Source organism: Pseudomonas sp. yb_9, from assembly GCF_043103635.1.
Classification (GTDB): Bacteria; Pseudomonadota; Gammaproteobacteria; order Pseudomonadales; family Pseudomonadaceae; genus Aquipseudomonas; species Aquipseudomonas monteilii.
This window is the reverse complement of record NZ_JBICKA010000007.1, coordinates 38,844-58,898: the sequence shown is the minus strand read 5'-3', so window position 1 is coordinate 58,898 and position 20,055 is coordinate 38,844. Positions and strand designations below refer to the sequence as shown.

At 63.2% G+C, this 20,055-nt stretch carries 17 protein-coding genes; 13 read left to right on the top strand and 4 right to left on the bottom strand.

What is annotated here, in order from left to right; translation table 11 throughout:
* Positions 1 to 110 precede the first annotated feature (110 nt).
* From ACF8MI_RS01805 to ACF8MI_RS01790, 4 genes are read left to right on the top strand one after another with little or no spacing between them, the layout of a single operon-like run.
* Complete coding sequence (locus ACF8MI_RS01805; RefSeq protein WP_060497153.1) at positions 111 to 1,049, top strand: branched-chain amino acid ABC transporter permease; 939 nt, start codon at positions 111 to 113, stop codon at positions 1,047 to 1,049.
* 10 nt (positions 1,050 to 1,059) lie between these two features.
* Positions 1,060 to 2,289, top strand: coding sequence for an ABC transporter ATP-binding protein (locus tag ACF8MI_RS01800; RefSeq protein ID WP_164524634.1), 1,230 nt, complete (start codon positions 1,060 to 1,062; stop codon positions 2,287 to 2,289).
* The gene (locus ACF8MI_RS01795; protein WP_200929437.1) at positions 2,286 to 3,059 is read left to right on the top strand and encodes an ABC transporter ATP-binding protein; all 774 of its coding nucleotides are present in this window, start codon (positions 2,286 to 2,288) and stop codon (positions 3,057 to 3,059) included. Before ACF8MI_RS01800 ends, ACF8MI_RS01795 begins: the two co-directional genes overlap by 4 nt.
* Positions 3,056 to 3,772: an ABC transporter ATP-binding protein gene (locus ACF8MI_RS01790; RefSeq protein WP_060497150.1), complete on the top strand. Its 717-nt coding sequence runs from the start codon at positions 3,056 to 3,058 to the stop codon at positions 3,770 to 3,772. Before ACF8MI_RS01795 ends, ACF8MI_RS01790 begins: the two co-directional genes overlap by 4 nt.
* Before the next feature lie 131 nt (positions 3,773 to 3,903).
* Here the strand turns inward: ACF8MI_RS01790 and mrdA are convergent, their stop codons facing one another.
* On the bottom strand, positions 3,904 to 5,799 hold the full coding sequence (gene mrdA, locus ACF8MI_RS01785; protein ID WP_060497149.1) for a penicillin-binding protein 2: 1,896 nt from the start codon (positions 5,797 to 5,799) through the stop codon (positions 3,904 to 3,906).
* 562 nt (positions 5,800 to 6,361) lie between these two features.
* Between mrdA and ACF8MI_RS01780 the strand changes: the two genes are divergently transcribed.
* From ACF8MI_RS01780 to ACF8MI_RS01770, 3 genes are all read left to right on the top strand, one after another.
* Positions 6,362 to 7,702, top strand: coding sequence for an MFS transporter (locus tag ACF8MI_RS01780; RefSeq protein ID WP_060497148.1), 1,341 nt, complete (start codon positions 6,362 to 6,364; stop codon positions 7,700 to 7,702).
* A 103-nt stretch (positions 7,703 to 7,805) separates the two neighbouring features.
* On the top strand, positions 7,806 to 9,059 hold the full coding sequence (locus ACF8MI_RS01775) for an OprD family porin (RefSeq protein WP_177337065.1): 1,254 nt from the start codon (positions 7,806 to 7,808) through the stop codon (positions 9,057 to 9,059).
* Between the two features lie 147 nt (positions 9,060 to 9,206).
* A complete protein-coding gene (locus ACF8MI_RS01770; protein ID WP_060497147.1) occupies positions 9,207 to 9,920 on the top strand; it encodes a GntR family transcriptional regulator in 714 nt (237 codons plus the stop codon).
* 6 nt (positions 9,921 to 9,926) lie between these two features.
* Here the strand turns inward: ACF8MI_RS01770 and ACF8MI_RS01765 are convergent, their stop codons facing one another.
* A complete protein-coding gene (locus ACF8MI_RS01765; RefSeq protein WP_060497146.1) occupies positions 9,927 to 10,877 on the bottom strand; it encodes a PDR/VanB family oxidoreductase in 951 nt (316 codons plus the stop codon).
* A gap of 12 nt (positions 10,878 to 10,889) precedes the next feature.
* Positions 10,890 to 11,957 (bottom strand): aromatic ring-hydroxylating dioxygenase subunit alpha, encoded by a 1,068-nt coding sequence (locus ACF8MI_RS01760; protein WP_156867412.1) that lies wholly within the window; start codon positions 11,955 to 11,957, stop codon positions 10,890 to 10,892.
* A 152-nt stretch (positions 11,958 to 12,109) separates the two neighbouring features.
* Here ACF8MI_RS01760 and ACF8MI_RS01755 point away from each other — a divergent pair, with 152 nt between their 5' ends.
* The gene (locus ACF8MI_RS01755; RefSeq protein WP_325076349.1) at positions 12,110 to 13,123 is read left to right on the top strand and encodes a lipocalin-like domain-containing protein; all 1,014 of its coding nucleotides are present in this window, start codon (positions 12,110 to 12,112) and stop codon (positions 13,121 to 13,123) included.
* Between the two features lie 11 nt (positions 13,124 to 13,134).
* Here ACF8MI_RS01755 and ACF8MI_RS01750 read toward each other — a convergent pair whose 3' ends face one another.
* A complete protein-coding gene (locus tag ACF8MI_RS01750; RefSeq protein WP_060497144.1) occupies positions 13,135 to 13,881 on the bottom strand; it encodes an enoyl-CoA hydratase-related protein in 747 nt (248 codons plus the stop codon).
* A gap of 102 nt (positions 13,882 to 13,983) precedes the next feature.
* Between ACF8MI_RS01750 and ACF8MI_RS01745 the strand changes: the two genes are divergently transcribed.
* From ACF8MI_RS01745 to ACF8MI_RS01725, 5 genes are all read left to right on the top strand, one after another.
* Positions 13,984 to 14,628, top strand: a complete 645-nt coding sequence (locus ACF8MI_RS01745) for a TetR family transcriptional regulator C-terminal domain-containing protein (RefSeq protein WP_060497143.1) — start codon at positions 13,984 to 13,986, stop codon at positions 14,626 to 14,628.
* Positions 14,629 to 14,701: 73 nt separating this feature from the next.
* Complete coding sequence (locus tag ACF8MI_RS01740; RefSeq protein WP_016715658.1) at positions 14,702 to 15,418, top strand: response regulator; 717 nt, start codon at positions 14,702 to 14,704, stop codon at positions 15,416 to 15,418.
* Positions 15,415 to 16,191, top strand: coding sequence for an ABC transporter substrate-binding protein (locus ACF8MI_RS01735; RefSeq protein WP_060497142.1), 777 nt, complete (start codon positions 15,415 to 15,417; stop codon positions 16,189 to 16,191). The genes ACF8MI_RS01740 and ACF8MI_RS01735 overlap by 4 nt, the downstream gene beginning before the upstream one ends.
* Positions 16,188 to 18,440 (top strand): ATP-binding protein, encoded by a 2,253-nt coding sequence (locus tag ACF8MI_RS01730; RefSeq protein ID WP_200929436.1) that lies wholly within the window; start codon positions 16,188 to 16,190, stop codon positions 18,438 to 18,440. The genes ACF8MI_RS01735 and ACF8MI_RS01730 overlap by 4 nt, the downstream gene beginning before the upstream one ends.
* A 196-nt stretch (positions 18,441 to 18,636) precedes the next feature.
* Entirely contained in the window at positions 18,637 to 20,043 is a 1,407-nt protein-coding gene (locus ACF8MI_RS01725) for an amino acid permease (RefSeq protein ID WP_060497140.1), read from the top strand.
* Positions 20,044 to 20,055 lie beyond the last annotated feature (12 nt).

Here is a 20,055-nt window from a genome sequence, read left to right as displayed (position 1 = left end):
GGCGCCGGCCTGCGACATAACAAGAAGACTTTTCCCACCTGCCAGGCCTGTTGGCGTGTGGCGCTGAGCCGCCGCGCGCCGACGACAACGCAGTTTCGAGGATTCAGCGCGTGGACGGTAATTTCGATATCTTGTTGCAACAGGTCCTCAACGGCCTAGTGCTGGGCAGCATCTATGCCCTGGTAGCCCTGGGCTACACCATGGTCTACGGCATCATCGGCCTGATCAACTTCGCCCACGGCGAGGTGGTGATGGTTGGCGCCATGGTGACCATTTCGGTACTGACAATGCTCGCTGGCGCAGGCTTTGCCCCCGGGCTCATTACCTTGCTTCTGGCGATCATGGCCGCCGCGGTGGTGTGCATGCTGCTGGCCCAGGGAATGGAAAAGTACGCTTATCGGCCCTTGCGCAAAGCCCCGCGGTTAACCCCGCTGATTCTCGCCATTGGCATCTCCATCGCCCTGCAGAATCTGGCGATGATGATCTGGGGGCGCGGCTACAAGACCTTCCCTGAAGTGGTCGAGACGCAGCCGGTCGACGTGTTCGGCGCCACCATCACCAACGTGCAGCTGTCGATCATGCTGATAGCCGTGGTGATCATGCTTGGCCTGTGGCTGCTGGTGGACAAAACCCGCCTGGGCAAGGCCATGCGCGCCACCGCGCAAAACCAGGAAGTGGCCGGGTTGATGGGCATCAACATCAACCGCGTGATCAGCGCCACCTTCCTGATCGGCGCCAGCCTGGGTGCCATCGCCGGGGTAATGCGTGCGATCAACTATGGCCAGGCCGATGCCTACATGGGCTTGCTGCTGGGCCTGAAGGCGTTCTCGGCGGCGGTGCTGGGCGGTATCGGCAACCTGTTCGGCGCCATGGCCGGCGGCCTGTTGCTGGGGCTGATCGAGTCGCTGGCAGCGGGCTACACCGGCCAGATCACCGGCGGTTTCCTGGGCGCCAACTACCAAGACATCTTCGCCTTCGCGGTACTGATTCTGGTGTTGCTGTTCCGGCCAAACGGCCTGCTTGGCGAACGCCAGGCCGACCGGGCGTGAGGAGGCGGTCATGAAAAACCTCAAGACCCAGTACCTGCTGTTGATCCTCGGCTTCATTGCCTTGCCGTTCCTGATCGAGGCCATCCCCATGCTCGGCCCCACCTGGGTGCGCATCCTTGGCTTTGCCATGCTCTACGTGCTGCTGGCGTTGGGCCTGAACATCGTCATCGGTTACGCCGGGCTGCTCGACATGGGCTACATCGGCTTCTACGCCATTGGTGCCTACCTGTACGCACTGCTGGCCTCGCCGCACTTGCAAATGGCCGGCCTGATCGAGGCTGTGCTGGACTGGCCGGTGTGGGTGATCATCCCGCTGGCAGCCGTGGCCGCAGCCATTTGCGGTGTGCTGATCGGGGCGCCGGTGCTCAAGTTGCGCGGCGATTACCTGGCTATCGTCACCCTGGGTTTCGGCGAGATCATCCGCATTTTCATGAACAACCTGGACCAGCCGGTGAACCTCACCAACGGCCCCCAGGGCATCAGCAACATTGCCCCGCTGCACGTCGATTTCGGGCCATGGGCCCATGCGCCGGATGTAGGTGCGGCACCGGTGCTGTCGTTGCAGCAAAGCTGGAGCTTGCTCGGCCTGCAGGTTTCGCCGGTGATCAGCTACTACCTGTTCTTCCTGTTCATCGTCATCCTCTGCATCGTGCTGTCCAAGCGCCTGGAGGTGTCGCGCATCGGCCGTGCCTGGATGGCCCTGCGTGAAGACGAAGTGGCCGCCGAGGCCATGGGCCTGAACAAGCGCAACCTCAAGTTGCTGGCGTTCGCCATGGGCGCGACCTTTGGCGGGGTGTCTGGCGTGCTGTTCTCCAGCTACCAGGGCTTTGTCAGCCCCGAATCGTTCACCCTGATGGAGTCGATCATGGTGCTGGCCATGGTAGTGCTCGGCGGCATGGGCTCGATCCGTGGCGTGGTGCTGGGGGCGCTGATCCTGTCAGTGATGCCCGAGCTGTTCCGCGACCTGGTCAACTGGATCCAGCCATGGGTGATGGACAACGTTACCTTCATCAGCCGCGACATCCTGCGCAACGTGCTGGATGCCTCGACCCTGCGCATGCTGGTGTTCGGCCTGGCGCTGATCCTGGTCATGCGTTTCCGGCCCGAAGGGCTGTGGCCATCCGACCGCCGCCGTGCCGAGCTGCACGAGGGTGAAGCGCAAACAGAGCCCCCGCCGGTCGTTGCAGTACCTCAACAGGCACCCTTCGAACTCCCGATCAAAGAGGCTGACAAGGCATGAGCGATATCCTTCTCGAACTGCATCAGGTCAGTAAATTCTTCGGTGGCCTGCAGGCCCTGCACGGCATCGACCTGAATATTCGCCGTGGCGAGATTCGCGGGCTTTTGGGCCCTAACGGTGCTGGCAAGACCACCCTGTTCAACGTGCTTACCGGCCTGTACCGGGCCGAACAGGGTCGTGTGATGTTCGACGGCAAGCCGCTGCGCATCAGCAAGCCGCACAAGGTGGTGGAGGCGGGTATTTCCCGCACCTTCCAGAACATTCGCCTGTTCCACAACATGACCGCTCTGGAAAACGTGATGATTGGCCGCCATGTGCGCACCCGCAGCGGTGTGCTCGGCGCCATCCTGCGTACCCCGGCCTGCGTGCGTGAAGAGCGCGAAATCCGCCAGGCCGCCCGTTACTGGCTGAATTACGTGGGCATCGGCCACCTGGCCGGCGAGTTGGCCAAGAGCCTGTCCTACGGTGACCAGCGTCGCCTGGAAATCGCCCGGGCACTGGCCACCGAACCCAAGCTGATTGCGCTCGACGAGCCGGCTGCAGGCATGAACGCCTCGGAAACCGAAGGCCTGCGCCAACTGATGTGCAAGATGCAGGCGGATGGCAAAACCGTGTTGTTGATCGAGCACGACGTGAAACTGGTGATGGGCCTGTGCGACCACATCACCGTACTTGAATTCGGTCGCAAGATCGCCGACGGCTTGCCGGCCGACGTGCGCAAGGATCCACGTGTGATCGAGGCTTATCTGGGTGCAGAGGCAGTGGCATGAAGAACATTCTGCAGGTGAGCGACCTGAAGGTCAGTTATGGCGCCATCCAGGCCATCAAGGGCATCGACCTGAGGGTGGGCGAGGGTGAGATGGTGGCGCTGATCGGCGCCAACGGCGCGGGCAAGACCACCACCTTGAAAACCCTGGCCGGGCTACTGAAACCGAGTGCCGGCAGCATCACCTTCGATGGCAAGGCGCACGCGGCGATCAAGGGCCACGACCTGATCCGCGAAGGGCTGGCGCTGGTGCCGGAGGGGCGAGGGATCTTTCCCAAGCTGACGGTGCACGAAAACCTCGAAATGGGCGCCTTCAGCCGGCGCGACGGCAAGGACGCCATCGCTGCCGACATCGAGCGCATGTACGGTATCTTCCCGCGCCTGAAGGAACGCGCCTTCCAGCTGGCCGGCACCATGTCGGGTGGCGAGCAGCAGATGTTGGCGATTTCCCGGGCATTGATGGGGCGGCCCAAGCTGCTGTTGCTGGACGAGCCGTCCATGGGGTTGGCGCCGATCATCGTGCAGAAGATTTTCGAAACCATCGTCGAGGTGGTCAAGGGTGGGGTGACGTTGCTGCTGGTGGAGCAGAACGCCCGGCTGGCATTGCAGACCTGCCAGCGCGCTTACGTGATTGATGGTGGGCGCATCAGCCTGGAAGGCTGCGCCAAGACCTTGCTGCATGACGACCAGGTGAAGAAGGCCTACCTGGGCGAATGATTCACTCACAATGACAAGAGCGTCTGTCCTGGGGGTGAGCGTTTGTATCGCTGGCCTCTTCGCGGGCTTGCCCGCGAAGAGGCCGGTAAGCCCATGCCTGATTTTCGCCCTGGCGAGGCACACCAAAATGCTTAAATGTGTGGCGCGCTGTGAGCCGTCACTCCTGCCGCAAACTCAGGTTTCAGATGCCCCTGCTCATCCAGCAGATAAGCATCCATCACCTCCCGCACCACCGGCCCTGCCACCCGGCCCCCAGCCTCACCGTTCTCGATCATCACCGCCACCACCACACTCGGGTGGTCGGCCGGTGCAAAGCCGACAAACAAGGCGTTGTCACGGTGCCGCTCCAGGGTCTTGTTGCGGTTGTAGCGCTCACCTTGCTTGATCGCCACCACCTGCGCGGTACCACTCTTGCCGGCAATCCGGTACTGTGCCCCCGCTGCCGCCGCACGGGCGATGCCACGCGGGTCGTGCATGACCATCTGCATGCCCTGGCTGACCTGGTCCCAGGCATGTTTGTCGTGCAGCACGATGTTGGGCATCGGGTTAGGGTCGACTGGCGCATCGCCGCCCACGGTCATCGCCAGGTGGGGGCGGTGCCACACCCCTTTGCTCGCCAGCAGGCTGGTGGCCTGGGCCAGTTGCAGCGGGGTGACCTGCATGTAGCCCTGGCCAATGCCCAGGATCAGCGTTTCGCCCGGGAACCATGCCTGGCGGCGCGTGGCGCGCTTCCACTCGGCCGACGGCATCAGCCCGGAGGCTTCCTCGAACATGTCCAGTGACACCTTCTGGCCCAGCCCGAATTCGGCCATGTAGTCGTGCAGGCGGTCGATGCCCAGCTTGTGCGCCAGGTCGTAGAAGTAAGTGTCGTTGGAGCGCATGATGGCGGTGTACATGTCCACCCAGCCGTCGCCGCTGCGGTTCCAGTTGCGGTACTTGTGGTCGTAGTTGGGCAGCTCGTAGTAGCCCGGGTCGAATACACGGCTACCCGGGGTGATCACGCCGCTGTCGAGGCCTGCGATGGCTACCTCCGGCTTCACCGTCGAGCCTGGGGCATACAGGCCGCGCAGCACGCGGTTGAACAGCGGGCGGTCGATGGAATCGCGCAGTTCGGCGTACTGCTTGAAGCTGATGCCTTTGACGAACAGGTTGGGGTCGAAGCTGGGGTTGCTGACCATTGCCAGTACATCGCCATTGGCCGGGTCCAGCACCACCACCGAGCCGCGGCGGTCGCCCAGCGCTTTTTCTGCGGCTATCTGCAGGTGGGCGTCCAGGGTCAGGACGATGTCCTGGCCTGGGGTCGGGTCCTTGTGGTTGAGCACGCGCATCACCCGGCCCTGGGCGTTGGTCTCGACCTCTTCGTAGCCCACGTGGCCGTGCAGCTGGCTTTCGTAGAAGTGTTCGATGCCGGTCTTGCCGATCGATTGGGTGCCTCGGTACTCGGTACTGTCGAGGACCTTGGCCTCTTTCTCGTTGATACGCCCCACATAGCCTACCGAATGGGCGAAATGTTCGGCCAGCGGGTACTCGCGGATGAACTGCGGCTCAACCTCCAGGCCTGGCAGGCGGAACTGGTTCACGGCCACCAGGGCGATCTGCTCTTCGCTCAGGCCCACCATCAAGGTGACGGGCTCGAACGGTTTGCGGCCCCGGCGCAGGTCCTTGTCGAACTGCTTGCGGTCGTCGTCGGTCAGGCCCAGTACCTGGGTCAGGGCATCGAGCACCTTGGCCGAGTCGCCACCGGCCCGCTCGCGGGTCATGGTCAGGTCGAAGCTGGGTTTGTTGTCTGCCAATACCACGCCGTTGCGGTCGTAAATCAGCCCGCGTTCGGGGGCGATGGGCAGTACGTGCACGCGGTTGTTTTCCGACACGGCTGTCTGCTGGTCGTGCTGCAGCACCTGCAATACGTACAGCCGTCCCACCAGAACGGCACACAGGCTGAACACCAGGGCGGCGCAGGCCAGAAGCCGGCGGTTGACCAGGTGCTTTTCCTTTTCGTGGTCCTTGAGGGGGATGGGCTGTGGCATCGGGGCTCTTCTTTCTACGGGTATCGCGTTGGCCGTGCGGGCGCGCGAACGGGCGGGGGATGCTACGCAACACGCCCCGCAGCCTCAAGGTGAGTGGAGCCCATCAGAAAGCGCGTAGGGGCTGTGTGCCCCGTGATCAGGGCGCTGGCGCACATCATGAAGATTTGTTCATGGCTAACCCTGGGTGAAGGGGATTGGGGGCGATTCTGGTGTATTTGTGGATCCATAGATAAAATTTGTGCGATAAACGAACAAGAAATCATTTATAGGATAAATGTATAAGCTGTTGAAAATACGTAATAAAAATTTATTTTAGTCGTTTTATTTCTTTGTTAACCGCGTTTCACCCCGAGCCTCCACCTTCGAAGTGATTGTTTGTGGATCCACTATCTGGTTGATTAGCGCCTGACAACGGCCGGAGCCCTCCAGCCGTATGCGACAACAATTACAAAAAGGGTCCAGTCATGAGTGGTTTTCCAGGGCTACGGAACCGTCAGGGTTCCTTGCGCTTTGCCTGCGTGTGCGTATCTGTTCTCCCACCTGTGAACCGGCAGGTGACCTTATGAATGCCGATCTCAAGCAACGCCTGGACAATGACCCGATGGGCCGCTTCCAGTGCCTGGCCATTGGTATTTGCATCATCCTCAACATGATCGATGGCTTCGACGTACTGGTGATGGCCTTCACGGCTGCCTCGGTGTCTGCCGAGTGGGGCCTGAACGGGGCACAGGTAGGGCTGCTGCTCAGCGCCGGCCTGTTCGGCATGGCGGCCGGCTCGTTGTTCATTGCGCCGTGGGCCGACCGCTTTGGTCGCCGCCCGCTGATCCTGCTGTGTTTGGCGCTGTCTGGTGTCGGCATGCTGCTTTCGGCGATGAGCCAAACCCCGTTGCAACTGGCGTTGCTGCGTGGCCTGACCGGGCTGGGCATCGGCGGCATCCTGGCCAGCAGCAACGTGATTGCCAGTGAGTACGCCAGCAAACGCTGGCGCGGGCTGGCGGTGAGCCTGCAGTCCACCGGCTACGCCCTGGGCGCGACGTTGGGCGGCTTGCTGGCGGTGTGGCTGCTGGGGCAATGGGGCTGGCGCTCGGTGTTCCTGTTTGGCGGCATTGTCACCGTGCTGGTGATCCCGCTGGTGCTGCTGTGGTTGCCGGAGTCGCTGGACTTTCTGCTGGCACGTCGCCCGGCCAATGCGCTGGCACGGGTCAATCGCCTGGCCGTTCGCCTCGGCCAGCCGGCGCTGGCACAACTGCCAACACCCACTGCAAGGGAACAGGGCGCCGCCAGCGGCTTCCGGCAACTGCTGGCGCCTGCCATGCGCCGCACCACGCTGGTGATCTGGCTGCTGTTTTTCCTGGTCATGTTCGGCTTCTACTTCGTCATGAGCTGGACGCCGAAACTGCTGGTCGCCGCTGGCCTGTCGGCACAGCAGGGCATTACCGGCGGGGTGCTGCTGAGCGTCGGCGGCATCCTCGGTGCGGCGCTGATCGGCGGCCTGGCTTCGCGTTGGCCGCTCACGCGGGTGCTGGCGTTGTTCATGCTTATCACCGCAGCGCTGCTGGTGTTGTTCGTGGCCAATGGCGAGTCGGTCAGTGCGGCGCTGGCGCTGGGGCTGCTGATCGGGCTGTTTTCCAATGGCTGCGTGGCCGGGCTGTATGCGTTGTCGCCGGTGGTCTATGACGCTTCGGTACGTGCGACAGGCGTGGGTTGGGGCATCGGCATCGGGCGCATGGGGGCGATCCTGTCGCCCACCGTGGCCGGTGTGTTGCTCGATGGTGGCTGGCAACCGCTGCACCTGTACGGGGTGTTCGCCAGCGTGTTCGTGCTGGCGGCAGGGTGCTTGCTGTTGCTGCGACCGGTGGCCAAGCCGGCACCTGCTCTACCTACCGATGCATTGAGCCACTAAGTGCCGCCCGGCCTGGCCGGGCACCTGAATGCAGCTTATCGCCCCAGGTGTCTGTTGGTCTGGGGCTGGCGGCTGCGCCCAAGTAAAGCGGAGAACAATAATAATGATGCACACAACTTGCACGCTGGCCCGTTCGGTCCTGGCGGTATCGCTGGCGCTTGGCCTGGGTTTGCCGGCCTGGGGCGAGGAGGGAGGCTTCCTTGACGATGCCAAGGCCGGGCTGACCCTGCGCAACTATTACTTCAACCGCGATTTCCGCGACCCGGGGGCGGCCAAGAGCAAGGTCGAAGAATGGGCCCAGGGCTTCATCTTCAAGTTCAGCTCTGGCTACACCCCGGGGGTGATCGGTGTTGGCCTGGACGGTATCGCCATGTTCGGTGTGAAGCTGGACAGCGGCGGTGGCACCAGCGGTTCCGAATTGCTGCCGGTGCACGATGACGGGCGTGCAACCGACGATTATGGCCGGGCAGGGTTGGCGGCGAAGCTGCGTATTTCCGCGACCGAACTGAAGGTTGGTGAGCTGCTGCCCGACATCCCTCTGCTGCGCTACGACGATGGCCGCCTGCTGCCGCAGACATTCCGTGGGGCGATGCTTGATTCGCGAGAGATCGAAGGCTTGAGTCTGCAGGTCGGCCAGTACCGTGAAGTAAGCCTGCGCAACTCGTCCGACATGCAAGACCTTTCTGCCTGGGCCGCGCCCGGGGTCACCTCGGACGGCTTCAACTACGCCGGTGCCGAGTACCGCTTCAACCAGCAGCGCACACTGATCGGTGCCTGGCATTCGCAGCTGGAGGACATCTTCCAGCAAAGCTACTTCAACCTGCTGCACAACCAACGGGTGGGGGAGTGGACGTTGGGGGCCAATCTTGGCTATTTCATCGACCGGGATGACGGCCAGGCGCGCATCGGCGACATCCAGAGCCGTACGGGTTACGCCTTGCTGTCGGCCTCGCACAGTGGCCACACGCTGTACCTGGGGTTGCAGAAGGTCAGTGGCGACAGCCAGTGGATGTCGGTGTATGGCAGCAGTGGCCGTACCTTGGGCAACGACATGTTCAACGGCAACTTCAGCAACGCCGACGAGCGCTCGTGGCAAGTGCGTTATGACTACAACTTTGCCGCATTGGGGGTGCCAGGGCTGTTGGCCATGGTGCGTTACGGGCATGGTGAGAACGCGACCACGGCGGCCGGCCGCAATGGCAAGGAGTGGGAGCGCGATACCGAAGTGAACTACACCTTCCAGAGCGGGGCGTTGAAAAACCTTAACATCCGGCTGAACAACGCGACCAACCGGCGTAGCTTCAACAGTGATTTCGATCAGACCCGCCTGATTGTCAGCTATCCGCTGTCGCTATAAAGCTTTTACCGCGCCGCCTTTAAGGCATTGGGGCTGCGCAGCAGCCCCAATGACACGCCGCACCGTCTCTCGTATTGCCCGAACAAACCAACAGCACCTCCCCGCCATACGCTAAGATGCCCGCTCATGTCCCTGGAAGTAGCCCAGATGAGCAAGCCTGGTCAAATGGTGCTGGTCGCGTTGCGCAAGATGATCGCCTCGGGCGAGCTTGCAGCTGGCGAGCGCTTGATGGAAGTCCCCACCGCCGAACTGTTCGGCGTGTCACGCATGCCGGTGCGCATGGCGTTTCGCACCCTTGAGCAGGAAGGTCTGCTGGTGCGTTTTGGCGGTCGGGGTTTTCAGGTGCGTTCGGTCAGTGCCGATGACATCGCCGGCGCCGTCGAGGTACGCGGCGTACTGGAAGGCCTGGCTGCCCGCCAGGCTGCGGAACGTGGCCTGTCAGCCCAGGCCCGCGAAGCGCTGCAACGTTGCCTGGTCGAAGGCGACCAGTTGTTCGACAAGGGCTTCGTCACCGAGGAAGACCTGCAGGCCTACCACGACCTCAACATGCGCTTTCACCAGGTTATCATCGAAGCCAGCCACAACCCGGCCATCGCCGATGCCCTGGCGCGCAACGATCACCTGCCGTTTGCCTCCGTCACAGCGCTGGCCGTGGACCGCCACGACCTGCCCCGCGAATACCGGCGCTTCAACTTCGCGCACATGCAACACCATGCGGCGTTCGATGCCTTGGTCAATCGCCAGGGCGCCCGCGCCGAAGCCATCATGCGCGAGCACGCCAACGCCACCTTGCGCTACGCCGAAACCTTCGGCGGGGCAACGGTGGAAGAGGGCATGAAGGTGATTCTGCCCTCGTCGTAGGCCGGTTCAGATATCCAGCACCAGCAGGGGTGTCTTCGAGCGCGAGCAGCAGGGCGTGAACTGGTCGTTCAGCGCCTGCTCTTCGTCGGTCAGGAACATGTCGCGATGGTCTGGCGTGCCTTGCAGCACGCGCGTCAGGCAGGTGCCGCAAATGCCCTGTTCGCACGACACCGCAACCTCGATACCGTGCTGTTCCAGTACCTGCACCACCGTCTGGTCGGCAGGCACCTCGAACACCCGGCCGGTGCTGCCGACCTGTACCGAGAAGCTGCCGTCGTTGCTGGCATCCACCGGCGCTGCGGCAAAATATTCCCGATGCAGGCAAGCCTCCTGCCAGCCCAGGCCCCTGGCGCTGTCCAGCACATGCTGCATGAAACCACCTGGCCCACACACATACAGGTGTACATCCGGCTGCGGGTTATCCAGCACCCGGGCGATGTCCAGTGCCGTTTCCGGCTGCTCGTCAAAATGCACGAACAGGCGGTCGGCGAAAGGCGCTTTACGAATGCGTTCAACAAAGGCGGCACGCTCACTCGAGCGGGCGCAGTAGTGCAGTTCGAAATCCCCACCGCTTTGCGCCAGCTGCTCGGCCATGCATAGGATAGGGGTAATCCCGATACCTCCGGCAAACAGCACACTGCGCCGAGCCCCTTCCGCCAGCGGGAACAGGTTGCGGGGTTCGCTGATGCGCAGGCGTGCGCCGGCCTGTACCTGCTCGTGCAGGCGGCGTGAACCACCCCGCGAGGCCGGGTCGTTGAGCACACCGATCAGGTAGCGGTGGCGCTCTTCGGGGTGGTTGCACAAGGAATACTGGCGCACCAGCCCATCGGGCAAGTGCACATCTATATGTGAGCCCGCGCTGAACGCGGGCAGCAGGCTGCCATCCGCTGCTGCCAGCTCGAAGCTGCAAATGCCCTGCGCTTCATCGTTGCGGGAAACCACTATGGCATCGATCATCTTGGCTTCTCCTCAGGCAGGGGTAGCGCTGGTGGCAATCAGTTGTGGTTGCGGCATGCGCTCTTTGGCAATCAGCCGCTCCAGGATCTTGCGCGACTGCACGCCACCGGCATCGATGTTCAGCTTCAGCAGGTTGCGTTCCGGGTAGGCCAACAGGTTCTGTTGCTGGCGCTCCAGCATCTCCAGGTCTTCGCTGAAGATCTTGCCCTGGCCTTCCCGGATGTTGTCGGTCAGCGCCTGGTCCTGCGCCGCAAAATTGCGCGCCATGCCCCAGAAGTACCAGATCGAGGTGTCGCTCTCTGGCGTGATGAAGTCCACCACGATGCTCGACGCCTTATGCTGCGCCTGCGCGTGGTAGCCCCCTTTGCCGGCATGCGCCACGCCCACTTCGATCAGCACATGGCTGGGCGGGGTGAAGCGGCAGATCTGCCAGCGGTCCACCGGCACATCGTCTGCCAGCCCGTTGCCACGCAGGGCCATGCGCCAGAAGGGCGGGGCCATGATGTTTTCCATGTGCCGGGCGGTGACCACTTCGTCGCCGGTGACGGTGGTGACGGGCGGTGCCTCGTCGATTTCTTTCTGGCCGATGCTGGAGGCGTGCACGTAGGTTTCGTGGGTGAGGTCCATCAGGTTGTCAATCATCAGGCGGTAGTCGCAACCGATATGGAACAGCCCACCGCCATAGGCCCACTCTTCATTGACGGCCCATTCCAGGTGCGGGATCAGCGCCGGGTCGGCCAGCGCCTGGTCGCCGGGCCAGACCCAGATGAAGCCATAGCGCTCGACGGCGGCGAAGGTTTTGTTGCAGGGAAAGCCCCGTACCCGCTGGCCCGGCATCGACACGGTCTTGCCATCGCAGCCCATCACCAGGCCGTGGTAACCACACACCAGGTTGCCGTCTTCAACGTAACCCAGCGACAACGGCGCACCACGGTGCGGGCAGAAGTCCTCCACGGCGGCCACGCGGTTTTCCTGGGCGCGGTAGAACACGATCTTCTCGCCGCAGATCTGTCGGCCCAAGGGTTTGGTGGCGATTTCGTCGGGGGTGCAGGCTACGTACCAGGTGTTTTTGGGGTACATGGGGGAGGCTCTCCGGGTTTTGTTTTTATTTAATGGATCCATTAGAGCCAGGCCTGCCTTCCTTGGTCAACACAAAAATCTATGAATAACGATGTTATGGGCGATTATCGGATTTATAATGGATCCATAATTGATGGCGTACCGCGTTCCCTGTGGGAGCGGGTTCACCCGCGAACACCGGCGTAGCCGGTGCCATACACCGCGTTGCGCCTTCGCAGGTAGTCGCGTATCGCCATTCGGGTGGTGGCGATGACCACGGCCCTCACGACGGATTTCGCATCGAGTGGTGGTATGTCACCGCCAACCTCAAGGACGCCCAGGGGCGCGACTGGGGCGCGCAGTGGACGCTGTTCCGCTCGGCACTGCGCCCCGGCCCAGAAACCGCTGACTGGAACAGCCCGAACCTGTGGATGGGGCATGCGGCTTTGACCGGCCCGGATGGGCATCAGTCTGGCGAAAGCCTGGCGCGCGGTGGTATCGGCCAGGCCGGCGTGCACGCCCAGCCGTTTCGGGCGTGGATTAATGACTGGGTATTGCAGGGCAACGATGGCATCGAAAGCCTGCGGATGAGCGCCAGTGGTGAAGCGTTCCGCTACGACTTGCGCTTACGCAGTGAGCGGCCCTTGGTGCTGCACGGCGACCAGGGTTACAGCGAAAAATCTGGCAAGGGGCAGGCTTCCTATTATTACAGCCAGCCTTTTTACCGCGTGCACGGGGACGTGGAGCGTGATGGCCTGTGCATTGCTGTCACTGGTCAGGCCTGGCTGGACCGGGAATGGAGCAGCCAGCCGCTGGCTGCCGGGCAGGCGGGATGGGACTGGTTTTCCCTGCATCTGGACAGTGGCGCCAAGCTGATGCTGTTCCAGGTGCGCGAGGCCCAGGGTGAAGCGTATCGCGCCGGCACTTGGGTAGGCCCGCAAGGAGAGGTGGAGGCGCTTCATGGGGAGCAGATCCAGATGCAGGCGCTTGCTTTGGTGACTCAGAAAAATGACAAGCAGGTGCCAACGCGCTGGCGGGTGCAGGTACCAGCGCATGGGGTAGATATACACGTGGATGCAGTGGAACCGCAGGCATGGATGGATACGCGGTTTCCGTATTGGGAAGGGCCGGTGCGGTTGACGGGGAGTGCGGGTGGGCGCGGGTATCTGGAGATGACCGGATACTAGCCTCAGCCCATTCAATCCTTGATCAGGCCCCTTAACACGGTCCGTGCTTCCTCGGTACGCAAACAGTCGATAAACAGCCGGCTCTCCCGCGCCACCGTCGCCTCCAGCTCGGCCCGCTGGCTGTCCTTGAGCAGCCGCTTGCTGATACGCAGCGCCGCCTGCGGGTAGCCTTGCAGCTGCTGCGCAAGCCGCCGGGCGGCGGCCAGGCACTGTTCGCCATCCTCATGCAGCTCGTTGGCCAGCCCCCAGGCCACCATCTGTTCGCCATTGAGCAGTTCATTGCCCAGCAGCAAGCGGGCCGCACGGGCCTGGCCAAGCAAGCGAGGCAGCAGCAGGCTGGAGCCAAACTCCGGGCACACACCCAGTGGCGCGAACGGCATGCGCAGCTTGGTCGAACGGCTGACAAGCACCTGGTCGCAATGCAACAGCAAGGTGGCACCAATGCCGATGGCCGCGCCACTGACTGCCGCGATCAGCGGCTTGTCCAGGCCCATCACCACCCGCATCAGGCGAAATACCGGGCTGTCCAGATCACCGGGCGGGTTGTCGAGAAAATCGCGCAGGTCGTTGCCCGCGGTGAAGCACTGCGGCCCACCGGTGATGATGATTGCCTCCACACCCGGGTCTTCACTGGCCGCCAACAGCAGGTCACCCAGCCGCTGGTACATGGCCGTGTTCAGTGCGTTGAGCTTGTCGGGGCGGTTGAAGGCCAGGGTCAGCAGGCCCTGGTCCAGGTCGCGTGTGATCAGGTCGTTCATGGCAGCCGCTTTTGTTGTTGTGGGCAGGAGAGCCAAGGGTTTATCACGCACGCCGGCTTGTTGTACAGTCGTTCAGTCCAGCCCCCGAACCGAGAGCCGCCCATGAACCAGGAAGCCCGCTACCACCGCATGCTGCCGGAATTGCGCAAAGCCAACCTGGTCGAAGCGACCCTGGTGTGCCTCAAGCGCCATGGCTTCCAGGGGGCTTCGATCCGCAAGATCTCGGCCGAGGCGGGGGTTTCGGTAGGGCTGATCAGCCACCACTACGCCGGCAAGGACGAACTGGTGGCCGAGGCCTACCTGGCGGTTACCGGGCGGGTGATGGGCCTGTTGCGTGAAGCCATGGCCCAGGCCGCGCCCAATGCCCGCGAGCGGTTGTCGGCGTTTTTCCGCGCTTCGTTCTGCGCAGAGTTGCTCGACCCGCAACTGCTTGACGCCTGGCTGGCGTTCTGGGGCGCGGTCAAGACAGCTGATGCAATCAACCAGGTGCACGACCATTCCTATGGCGAGTACCGCAAGGAGCTGAGCCAGCTGCTGGCCTCGCTCGCCGGGGATGAGGGCTGGCAGGGCTTCGATGCCGACCTCGCCGCCATTAGCCTCAGCGCCTTGCTCGACGGCCTGTGGCTGGAGTCGGGGCTCAACCCCGGCACCTTCACGCCCGAGCAGGGCGTGACTATCTGCGAAGCCTGGGTCGATGGCCTGCAAGCCGGTGGTCGGCGCCGTTTCAGCCTGCCCGAGGGCTGTTGATCGCCTGTTCAGTAACGAGTACGCTGCTGGCGCGAGTGTGTAGAACAACACCAATAAAAAGAGACGACACGCAATGACGCCTCGGGTATTGATCGTCGATGACGATCCGCTTATTCGTGACTTGCTGCAGGCCTATCTTTCCCAGGAAGGCTACGACGTACACTGCGCTGATACGGCAGAAAAAGCCGAAGCCTTGCTCGGCAGCCAGGATGTCGACCTGGTGCTGCTGGATATCCGCCTGCCCGGCAAGGACGGCCTCACCCTGACCCGCGAGCTGCGGGTGCGCTCGGAGGTGGGCATCATCCTCATCACAGGGCGCAACGACGACATCGACCGTATCGTTGGCCTGGAATGCGGCGCCGATGACTACGTGATCAAACCGCTCAACCCCCGTGAGCTGGTGTCGCGCGCCAAAAACCTGATCCGCCGCGTGCGCCATGCTCGCGAAGTGCACCCCGTGCCGGCCTGTGCGCAGTCGCTGAAGCAGTTTGCCGACTGGGCGCTGGACACCGACCGCCGCCGCCTGATTGACGCGCGCGGGGGGCAAACCCTGCTCACCCACGGTGAATTCCAGTTGCTCAGCGTGTTTCTGCGCAACAGCGGCCATACCCTCAGCCGTGATCAGTTGATGGACCAGATTCGCAACCGTGAGTGGGTGCCCAACGACCGTTCCATCGACGTGCTGGTCGGCCGCCTGCGGCGCAAGCTGCACGATGACCCGGCCGAGCCGCAACTGATCATCACCATCCACGGTACCGGCTACCTGTTCACTGCCAGCGTGGCAGCATGACCCCCCGCGCCTTGGGGGTGGCGCTGGTGCTGCTCGCCGCGCAGGCCGGTGCGGCCGAGACGGTGCGCTATTGCGACTACCCGGTGTACCCGCCGATCTCCTGGAGCGATGGCCACCAGGTGCGCGGCCTGGCGCCGACCGTAGTGCGCGAGCTGTTCACCCGCATGGGCTACGACGTGCAGACGGTAGTGCTGGGCAACTGGAAGCGCTGCCTGATGGACGCCGCCGCCGGGCGAGTGGACGTGGTATTGGCCTACAACAGCGACCAGCGTGACCAGCGCATGCGTTTTTCCACCGAGCCGGTGGTACGCGAAGAGGTGGCGGTGTTCTACAACCGCCTTCGGCCGGTTCGGTTCCAGCGCGTGGAGGACCTTGCGGGCTACCGTGGCGGCCTGCTGTACGGTGAAAGCTACGGCGCCGAATTCGACCGCTTCGTGGCCCGCCACCAGAACATCGAGCGTGTGTCTTCCAGCCAGCAGAACTTCGGCAAGCTGATCCGTGGGCGCATCGATTATGTGATCCAGGAGCGGCGCACCGGCCAACTGTTCATCGAGCACCTGCCCGGGGCGCAGGATATCCGCGTATTGCCCAGCGCCCTGAGCGTGGACTACCTGCGCGTTGCGGTGTCGCGGCGATCACCCCTGAACCGGCACATGGACGAAATCGACGCGCAGTTGCAGCGTATGAACCAGGCCGGAGAGATCGCGCGCTGGCTGGAGCAGAGTGAAGTCACCTACAGGGACATGATCAACCTGCCGGTGGATGCCCGATGATCCCGCTGCGCGCTGACGGCCTGCTGCGCCGCCTGCTGTTGTTCATCCTGTTGTTCAGCTTGTGCTTCACCGTGCTGGCCAGCGGGGTGCAGCTGTACTTCGAGTACCGCCGCGAGATGCGCGACATTGACGCGCGTATGGCGCTGATCCGTGCCGGCTACCTGGCCAGCCTGGAGCGCAGCTTGTGGGACCTGGACGAGGCGCAGCTGGACACCCAACTGCGCGGCCTGGTGGACTTTTCCGATGTGGCCCGGGTGCGCCTGGTCAGCGACGACTTCCAACTGCAGCGAGGGGCGGCCGAGCCCAAAGGGCCGCTGCGCGTCGAGCGCTTCCCGCTCGACTTTCAGCCCCCTTCGGGGCCTGCCAGGCACCTGGGTGAGCTGGAAGTGACCATTGACCTGGGGGCCGTGCATCAGCGGCTGTATGCCACCGGCTTGACCAGCCTGCTGTGGATGGGCGTGTTTTTGTGCGGGTTGGCGGTGGCGCTGTCGGGGCTTTTCTACCGACTGGTCACCCGCCATCTGCAAGTGATGGCCGAGTTCGCTCGCCGTATTGGCGCCGGCCAGTGGCAGGAGCCGTTGCGGCTGGGCCGTCGCCCTTCATCGCGCCCGGATGAAATCGACACGGTGGCCAATGCCTTGGACGATATGCGCCGCGCCATCCTCAGCGACATCGAGCGCCGCGAGCGTGATCGGCTTGAACTGCAGGACAAGCGCGACGAACTGCAGGCCATGGTCGAGCGGCGTACCGCCAGCCTGGCCCGGGCCAAGGACGAGGCCGAGGCTGCCAACCTGGCCAAGTCGCGCTTTCTGGCGACCATGAGCCATGAGCTGCGTACGCCGCTTAACGGCATTCTGGGCATGGCCGAATTGTTGCGTGGCGGGCGGCTGGAGTTGCCTGACCGTCAGCGCGTCGAGGCCTTGTACAAGGCCGGCGAGGGGCTGCTGGCGATTCTCAACGAGGTGCTGTATTTCGCCCGGCTCGAAGAAGGCGAGAGCCGGGCCGAGCGGGTGGATTTTTCCTTGCGCCAACTGTGCCAGGAAGTGTTGACGCTGCTTGAGCCCATGGCCAAGGACAACGGCGACACGTTGCACCTGCATATCGATGAGCAGCTGGGCGAGTACCAGCACGGTGCTGAGCAGTACCTGCGTCAGGTGCTCAGCAACCTGCTGGCCAATGCCATCAAGTTCACCGAGCACGGCCAGGTGCAGCTTGGGGTGCGGGTGCTTGCCAGTAGCGAACACGCGCAGCGCTTGCGGCTGTCGGTCAGTGACAATGGCATCGGCATCGAGCCCGCCGTGCAGGCGAAAATCTTCGACCGCTTCGTCCAGGCCAGCGAGGCCGTGGCCCGTCGCTATGGCGGCACCGGCCTGGGCCTGGCGATCTGCAAGCACCTGGTGGAAAAACTGGGCGGCAGCATCGGCCTGGACAGCGTGCCGGGGCAGGGCAGTTGCTTCTGGTTCGAGCTCGAAATGGCCCACGGGCAACCCGTGCCGGGCCGGTCACCCGCCATGCCGCCCATGCCCAGCCTGGATATCCTGGTGGTCGAAGACGTGGCACTGAACCGCGAGGTGGCGAGTGGGTTGCTGCTGCGCGATGGCCATCGGGTGAGCTTTGCCGAAGACGCCGGGCAGGCCCTGCAGGTTTGCGCGCAGCTTCGCTTCGACCTGATCCTGCTGGACGTACACTTGCCGGGCATGAGTGGGGTGGCACTGTGCCAGAGGCTGCGTGCCTCGCCCGGACCGAACCGCGCCAGCCGGATTCTGGCGCTGACGGCCGGGGTGCAACCGGGGCAGGTATCGGGTTATCTGGCGGCCGGCATGCAGGGGGTATTGGCCAAGCCGTTGCGGTTGGAGACCCTGCGCAAGGCGTTGGCCGAAGTGGCGCCCAGCGAAGGGGGCGGCACTGACGCAGACATGGACTGGTCGCTGCTGGAGACCCACCGTTCGCTGCTGGGTGAGCAGAAACTGCAGGGCTTGCTGAAGGTGCTGCGCCAGTCACTGGAGCAGCACGCCACGGCACTGACCGAGGCGCTGCTGGCCCAGGACGATACCGAAGTGCTGCACCTGGCCCATCGTTTGGCCGGCAGTTGCGACTCCCTGGGCTTTTCTGGCCTGGCGGTGCTATTGCGCTGCCTTGAAGAGGCGGCCCGGCAGCACGACGAACAGGCGTTGAAGGCGCTTGGCGAGCCATTGGCAAGCCAGCTCGGTCAGGCCCGCGCCACCCTGGAGCAGCTGATCCAGGGCTGACGTACAAAAAACTTACGACTTTTTACATCTTCGATCCGTTCGTACAACGGCGCCTTACATCTGTTTCCAATAATCCATGGCAACCGTGCTGTACGCGGTCCATGAGGCTTACTGGAGACAAGAACAATGACATGCCCTAGTGCTCAGCCCTTCCTTCGTACCACCCCGCGCACCGGCCGTAATGGCGAGGTGCACCATGACTGACACCCACGAGAAGATCCAGCTCACCCGCGCACTGAAAAGCCGCCACATCTTCATGTTGTCGCTGGGCGGGGTGATCGGCACCGGCCTGTTCATGGGCTCGGGCGTGACCATCAACCAGGGTGGCCCGGTGGGCGCGATCCTGGCCTACCTGGTGGCAGGCTTGCTGATGTATCTGGTGATGGTCTGCCTGGGTGAGCTGTCGGTGCAGATGCCGGTGTCCGGCTCGTTCCAGGCCCACGCCACCAAGTTCATCGGCCCCGCCACCGGCTTCATGATCGGCTGGGTGTACTGGATGAGCTGGGCCACTACGGTGGGCCTGGAGTTCACCGCCGCCGGCATGCTGATGACCCGCTGGTTTCCCGAGGTGCCGATCTGGTACTGGTCGGCGCTGTTCGTGGTCGTGCTGTTCGGCCTCAACGCCTTGGCCACCCGCGCTTTTGGCGAGGCGGAGTACTGGTTCTCGGGCATCAAGGTGGCGACCATCCTTGGTTTCATTGTCATTGGCTTGTTGGTGATTTTTGGCGCCATCCCGCTGAGCAGCGGGGCACCGGCACCGATGCTGGACAACCTGGTGGGCGAGTCGCTGTTCCCACACGGCCTGTCGGCAGTCTTCGCCGTGATGATGACCGTGGTCTATGCCTTCCAGGGGTGTGAAATCATGGGGGTGGCAGCCGGTGAGACCGAGCACCCGGAAAAGAGCATCCCGCGGGCCGTGCGCAACGTGGTGTTCCGTGTGCTGATCTTTTATGTGCTAGCGATTGCCGTGCTGTCGGCCATCGTGCCGTACGAGCAGGCCGGCTTGATGGAAAGCCCGTTCGTACAGGTGTTCGACATGGTCGGCATCCCTTACGCCGCCGACCTGATGAACTTCGTCATCCTTACCGCCATCCTGTCAGTGGGCAACTCCGGGCTGTATGCGTCCACGCGCATTCTGTGGGCCATGTCCAAGAGCGGCATGGCGCCGAAAAGCCTGTCGCCGCTGAGCAAGCGTGGTGTGCCGCTGCGGGCGCTGAGCATCACCCTGTGCTTTGCGTTGATCTCGTTGATGACCAGCTTCATTGCCGCCGACACCCTGTTCATGGTGCTGATGGCGGTGAGCGGCATGTCCGGCACCGTGACCTGGATCGTCATTGCCCTGGCGCAATACCGCTTCCGCAAAGCCTACCTGCGTGAAGGTGGGCAACTGCAAGGGTTGAAGTACAGGGCGCCGCTGTACCCGTTGGTGCCGCTGCTGTGCATCACCTTGTGCAGTTCGCTGTTTGTGTTCCTGGCGCTGGATGAAACCCAGCGGCCGTCGCTGTACTGGGGCTTTGGCTTCATTGCCCTGTGCTATGCGGCGTACTTCTTTGTCAATCGCCGTCGGCAGGGGGCCTTGGAGGCAAGTGCACCGGGGATTTGATGCCGTAGTCCG